Genomic DNA, 6,227 nt, shown 5'->3' on the forward strand with positions numbered 1-6,227 from the left:
ACCTCCTCGGCGCCAACTTTCCCTTGGCGGGCCAGGCGCTCGGACATCTTCGTGAACCCCGAGACATCGACGAACACCATCGTGCCTTCGATCTCGCGCACGAGCACGTCGGGCATCGTCGCCTGCCAGTCGAGCACGAGCCTCGGCAGGTAGGGCTGCAGGGGCGACACCGGGTGGGTGCTCAGGGTGCGTCCCGCCTCACACTTGCTGGAGCGTGCTTGAAGACGATGCCGACCCGGTACACGAAGCAAGCTTACTCTCGGCAAGACCCCCCGAAGCCCGGCTCGCCGATTACCCTACGACCACGCGCCCGTAGCTCAGTGGACAGAGCGGCGGACTTCTAATCCGCGGGTCGGAGGTTCGAATCCTCCCGGGCGCATCTGGGGACAGAGCCTCACCCCGAAATCGATCGCCGCAGAGGAGTGGCTCAGTAGACGGGCGTCTCGCGCCAGACGCCCCACACCTCGCGAAGGACGTCGCACATCTCGCCCATCGTCACGTCTGCCTGCGCCGCACGGAGGATCACCGGCATGAGGTTGGCCGGCCCCGCCGCGGCCTCCCGCAGCTCGCCGAGGCATCGTGCCGCCGCCTCCGCGTCGCGCCGTGCACGCAACGCGCGAACGCGATCCACCTGCCGCGGCTCGAGCTCCGGGTCGATCTTGTGCAGTGGGATCGGCGGCTCCTCGCCGACCGTGTGCGTGTTGACACCGACGATCAACCGCTGCTTCGCCTCTACCTCCGACTGGTAACGGAACGACGCCTCGGCGATCTCGGCCTGGGGAAAGTTCTGCCGGATCGCGGAGACCATCCCACCACGTTCCTCGATCTGCTCGAAGTAGGCATACGCCTGCGCCTCGAGCTCATCGGTCAGCTGCTCGAGGTGGTAGGAGCCGCCGAGCGGATCGATCGCGTTGACGACACCGATCTCGTGGGCGATCACCTGCTGCGTGCGCAGCGCAATCCGGACGGCATCTTCGGTCGGAAGGGCGAGTGCCTCGTCGAAGGAGTTCGTGTGGAGGGACTGCGTTCCACCGAGCACGGCCGCGAGCGCCTCGATCGCGGTGCGCACGATGTTCAGCTCGGGCTGCTGGGCCGTCAGCGACACGCCCGCCGTCTGGGCATGGAAGCGCATCAGGAGCGAGCGCTCGTCCTTGGCGCCGTAGCGATCGCGCAGCACCGTCGCCCAGATCCTGCGAGCCGCGCGGTACTTTGCGATCTCCTCGAAGAAATCGAGGTGGGCGTTGAAGAAGAACGACAGCCGCGGCGCGAAGTCGTCGATCGCGAGCCCTCGCTCGAGTGCCCACTCGATGTACGTGAAACCGTCCTGCAACGTGAACGCGAGCTCCTGCGCGGCCGTCGAGCCCGCCTCACGGATGTGGTACCCCGAGATCGAGATCGGATGCCACAGCGGCATCTCGTTCGCGCAGAACTCGATCATGTCCGTGACGAGCCGCATGCTCGGCTCGGGCGGGAAAATGTACTCCTTCTGCGCGATGTACTCCTTCAGGATGTCCGTCTGGATCGTGCCCCGTAGTGCCGCTCGCGGAACGCCCTGCTCCTCGGCAACACAAACGTAGAACGCAAGCAACATCGCCGCGGGCGAGTTGATCGTCATCGAGGTCGACACCTCGCCGAGCGGGATTCCCTCGAACAGAAGGCGCATGTCCTCCACCGAGTCGACCGCGACGCCCTCCCTCCCTACCTCGCCGAGTGAGCGCTCGTGGTCGGAGTCGAGGCCCATCAGCGTCGGCATGTCGAATGCCGTCGAGAGGCCGGTCTGGCCGTGGTCGAGCAGGAAGTGGAACCGCTCGTTCGTCTCGCCTGCCGAGCCGAACCCCGCAAACTGACGCATCGTCCAGAGGCGCCCCCGGTACATCGACGGGTAGACACCACGCGTGTACGGGAACTCGCCCGGATAGCCGAGATCGCGCTCGTAGTCGACGCTGCCGGAGTCGGGCGTCGAGAGCGGCGCCACATCGACTCCCGAGAGCGTCGAGAAGAGCTCGCCCGAGCGGTCAGGTGTGCGGGCGCATCGTTCGCGCCAGCGGTCGAGACCCTGGGATCCTCCGGCTGCCATCGAAGCGATCCTACTCCGGCTGACGTGCGAGACCGAGCGGCGGCGCGAGCGTCCCCCATCGGATCGTCACGACCACAGCCCCGACGGCGACGAGAGCCGCGCCGAAAACGACCGCGGCACGCCAGTCCGACGTGTCGATCAGCCAGCCCCCGGCAACGCTGCCGCCAGCGATCCCGATCGAGATCGCGGTGCCGAACCAAGAGAATGCCTCGGCGACCGAGCCCGCCGCCGCTACGCGGCCGATCTGCCCGTAGATCGCCGCGACGACCGGTGCAACCGGTACGCCGGCCACGAAGAAGAGAGCGGTCATGGCGGCCACCGAGCCGGAGAGGAGCGGCAAGGCGAGGAGCGCTGCGAGGAGGAACGTGCCGATGATGATCCGGCGGCGGTCATCGCGTGATGGGCGCAGCGCGGCGACGAGGCCGCCGAGGAGCGATCCGCACGAGAAACCGGCAAGAGCCACGCCGGCGAGCGCGCGGTTGCCCTGTGCTTCGGCGAAGGCCGGGATCGCTATCTCCGCGGATCCGAAGCCGATCCCGAGGCACAGTGAGAGCAGCGCCAGCGTGCGCACACCGACCGCGGACAGCGCCCCGAGGCGGGACAGGTGACGATCCTCCGCCGGCTCGGACGCGCGGACGGGCGGCAGCCGCATGAATGCGAACGTTCCGACCGCCGCGATGACCGCCGCGCCGGCAACGGCAGCAGCGGGATCGAACGTGGCGAGCACGGCAACGAGAAGCGGCCCGCCGACGAAGATCACCTCCTGGAGCGCAGCGTCGAGTGCATACGCCGTCCTCGCGCCGTCCTCTCCGGCGACGGTCGGCCAGATCGATCGCATCACGGACGAGATCGGAGCGAGCGTCAAGCCCGATGCGGCGGCAAAGGCTGCGATCACGGGTATCGGAGCGTCGGCCGCACCGAGAACCGCCGTGGCGCCGAAGAGCGACGAGTAGAGGACGAGTCGGCGTCGCAGGATGCGCGCAGCGCCACGCCGATCGACCTGCCGCCCACCGTACGGCGCCCCCACCGCCACGGCAACCGCGTACGCCGCTGCAACGAGGCCGGCCTCCCCGTAGCCCGCGCCCGTCGCACGCACGAGCAGGACGAGTGAGAGCGCGCCCATCCCGTTCGGGAGCCGCGCCACGATGCTCCACGCGAGCAGCGATGCAGCGTAGCGATTGCCGAAGAGCTCGCGGTACCTCGCAACGCCGCGCGTTTCGCTGGCGTACGGCACCCTCAGGAGGGTAGTTCGACGGCCGATGGTGCTGGCCCTGGCGGATCGAGGATCTTCTGTCGGCGATGATCGAGCCAGTCGACGACGAGAACCTGGATCGACCCTGCGACGGGAATGGCTCCCAGAGCTCCGATCACGCCGGCGAGCTCTGCCCCCATGAGGACGGCAATCAACACGATCAGCGGCGACAGCCGCACCGTACGGCCATACACGAGCGGCTGCAACACGTGATTCTCGAGCTGCTGATAGAGGACGAAGAAGATGACGAGAACGATGCCCGCAGTCGTCGAATGGAGGAATCCGACTGCGCTGACGAGAATCGCGGCGAGCGTTGCACCGGCGAGGGGGATGAGATCGAGCAGCGCGACGATGAGCCCGAGCGCGACGGCGTACGGCACACCGAGGACGAGCAGGACGACCGTCGAGACGACTCCCGCGATGAGGCTGATCGAGAGGTTGCCGGTGACATAGCCGCCGACCGTTCTGTAGATGTCGCTCGCCACCTTCCGCCAACGCGGCTGGGCCGGCTCGGAAATGAGGCTGTAGACCCGCTCGACCCACATCGGGCCTTCAAGCAGCATGAACAACGTCAGAAAGGCGATCGTCAGGGTCGCGATCACGCCGTTGAGGATGCTCTTCGTCACGCTCAGCGCGGTGTTCGAGAGTCCGAGGAAGCCACCGACACCGCTCTTTTCGATCGCGTCCCGTGCTTTCTCGACGACCTGGTAGTCGCGTTCGAGGAAGCCGAGCTTGCCCCGGCCGCTCGTGAGGTCGTCGATGTACCCCGGAACCGCATCGGCGAGGTCGTTGACCTCACGGATGAGTGTCGGGACGAACGTGGCTGCGATTCCGACGATGACGAGAATCGCACCGACGAAGACGATCCCGACAGCCGGCCCCCGGCGCATGCCACGGCGCACGAGCACCTCGACGGCGGGATTGAGCGCCATGGCGAGAAACAGGGCGATAAGCACCCAGATGATCACCGAGCGCGTCACCCAGAGCACCTGGATCACGATCGCAGCAGCGAGCACGACCCCGATGATGGTGAGGATCGCACGCGGGCGGAAACGGACGGTGCGTTCGTCGAGCATCGTTTGAGGATACGTGGAACGCTGGACGGCCCCGTGTGCGGCCGAGTCAGCGAGCCGGGACGACGAGCGGCGCGCACGCCGCGCCGGTCTTCTCCCTCACAGGGGCGCCGGTAGACGTCTTTGGCGTAACGGTCAACTTCGTTCCTGTGACGACCACCTGGCCGTAGCTGAACACGTCCGTCGCTGCACACGGCATTCCGATCCCGCCCGGTGGCGCGGGCTTGAGGAAGAGGGACGTGATGAAATCACCCGTGCCCTTCGCGCCGATCACAGCGTCGATCTCTTTCGCGTACGTGTTCGTCGCAACGGGGCCGGTCACCGCCTCCCAGATGCCCGTGCCGATTGGTGGGCCTTCGAGGGTCTGCAGGCGAACTTCACCGAACATGTTCGCATGCGTATCCGTCGTCAGGAAGACGACGTTCTCGACGCCACCGAGGCCCTTGAGTAGTCGTGTGCGGGCAGCTGCATAGCCCTCCCAACGGTCGTAGGGCAGCTGGTAGAACTGCTGGATCGGCACTTCGTTGACGATGACCTTGAAGGTCGCGTTCGATGCCCTGATCGCTGCGAGGAATCGCTTCTCCTGCGCTCCGCCGAGCATCGTCCTCGATGGGTCATTGATTGCGGCGATGCATCCGGGCACGACCGGGTTCGCGAGTGAAGGCACGAGCGTCGAGAACGCCTGCCGCACGGCCGATGGGCCTGTCGGCGCGAGGTCGTTTGCACACTGCTTCGCGACCTTGGCGCTGCGGAACGAACGCTCGTCGAGCACGAAGAGCTCGAGGTTCTTGCCCCAGCGGAAGGTGCGGTAGAACCCGCTTGCGGGCTTCCACGAAACCGGCGCGTAGTCGGTGAACGCCTTCACGCCGGCGCGGTAGAGCGGCCTACCGAACTCCGGTACCGAGAAGTCGTTGATGTATTCGTGATCGTCGGGCTGGCTGTAGAGGCTCGCGCTCGCACGAAGCCTCCGGAGGGCGGGCAGCGCCAGACCGAGTTTGTACTTCCCCCACTTTGCCGGAACGCTCAGGGCCGGCTTTGCCCCGGCGATCTCGCTGTCCGAGTAGATCGTATCCCCGAGGTTGATGTTGAAGTCGTTCCCCTCGGCGGCCATCTGCCCGTACGTCTCGAAGTTGTTGAACCCCGGCCTACCGTTCGGGCCTGGAGTCGCATCGGCATCGCCTGAGATGGCGAACCGCACTCTCGCATTCGCGCTCGCCTTCGGGGCAGTCCGGAACAGCCCTGGAGCGCTTGCCCCACCGGAGCCCCGTTGCGCAAACGTGTAGCGGTACTCGGTCGAAGGCGCGAGACCGGTGACGACGCGCTGTACCGTCAGATCGTTGGCCGGGGCGGCCCGCAGCGTGAACGTCCGCACCGTCGGCTTCTTCGTCGCCTCGACAACCGTGAGCATCACTGTCCCCGCAACAGGCGCCCGCGTCCAGAGCTTGGCCGAGGTCGGCGTGACCTCGCCGGCAGCAACGCCGTACTGGAACCCCACGCCGTCCTTCGCCGCGACGGCGACCGCCACCCCGGCCACAGCCGACAGAACAAGCGTCAGTCCGACAAGTGAGACCGCAAGGCGCACCGGTCGAGAGTACGTTCGCGGCGGACGAAACGCAATCGGCAACGCAGGATCCTCACATTTCCCGGCGATGGGCCCCTGCGTGGCACGCCTTCTTCGTCAGCAACCCGTCACGACAGAGCTCGGGCACCGGCGCGTGCACCGCGAACGCGCTCCGCACGTCCTGCGTGAACCAGAGGTGGAGCATCTCGCTGCCCTGAGCCTTCCTGGCGCCTTCGGGGCACGTGCCGTCGGGGCGCGGCGTGA

At 66.9% G+C, this 6,227-nt stretch carries 5 protein-coding genes and 1 tRNA gene; 1 reads left to right on the forward strand and 5 read right to left on the reverse strand.

Annotated elements, in window-relative coordinates:
• Positions 1-306 precede the first annotated feature (306 nt).
• Positions 307-379 (forward strand) — tRNA-Arg (locus ABIR74_RS06325).
• A gap of 48 nt (positions 380-427) precedes the next feature.
• Here ABIR74_RS06325 and ABIR74_RS06330 read toward each other — a convergent pair.
• The 5 genes from ABIR74_RS06330 to ABIR74_RS06350 all read right to left on the reverse strand — a co-directional run.
• Complete coding sequence (locus ABIR74_RS06330; RefSeq protein WP_348176065.1) at positions 428-2,077, reverse strand: methylmalonyl-CoA mutase family protein; 1,650 nt, start codon at positions 2,075-2,077, stop codon at positions 428-430.
• Between the two features lie 10 nt (positions 2,078-2,087).
• On the reverse strand, positions 2,088-3,311 hold the full coding sequence (locus ABIR74_RS06335) for an MFS transporter (protein ID WP_348176067.1): 1,224 nt from the start codon (positions 3,309-3,311) through the stop codon (positions 2,088-2,090).
• Between the two features lie 2 nt (positions 3,312-3,313).
• Positions 3,314-4,405 carry an AI-2E family transporter gene (locus tag ABIR74_RS06340; RefSeq protein ID WP_348176070.1) on the reverse strand — a complete coding sequence of 364 codons (1,092 nt, stop codon included), beginning with the start codon at positions 4,403-4,405 and terminating at the stop codon, positions 3,314-3,316.
• 46 nt (positions 4,406-4,451) lie between these two features.
• Entirely contained in the window at positions 4,452-5,984 is a 1,533-nt protein-coding gene (locus ABIR74_RS06345) for an alkaline phosphatase D family protein (protein WP_348176073.1), read from the reverse strand.
• A gap of 52 nt (positions 5,985-6,036) precedes the next feature.
• On the reverse strand, positions 6,037-6,227 hold a 191-nt coding region (locus tag ABIR74_RS06350), incomplete at its 5' end, for a hypothetical protein (RefSeq protein WP_348176076.1).

This window comes from Gaiella sp., from assembly GCF_039915195.1.
GTDB lineage: Bacteria > Actinomycetota > Thermoleophilia > Gaiellales > Gaiellaceae > Gaiella.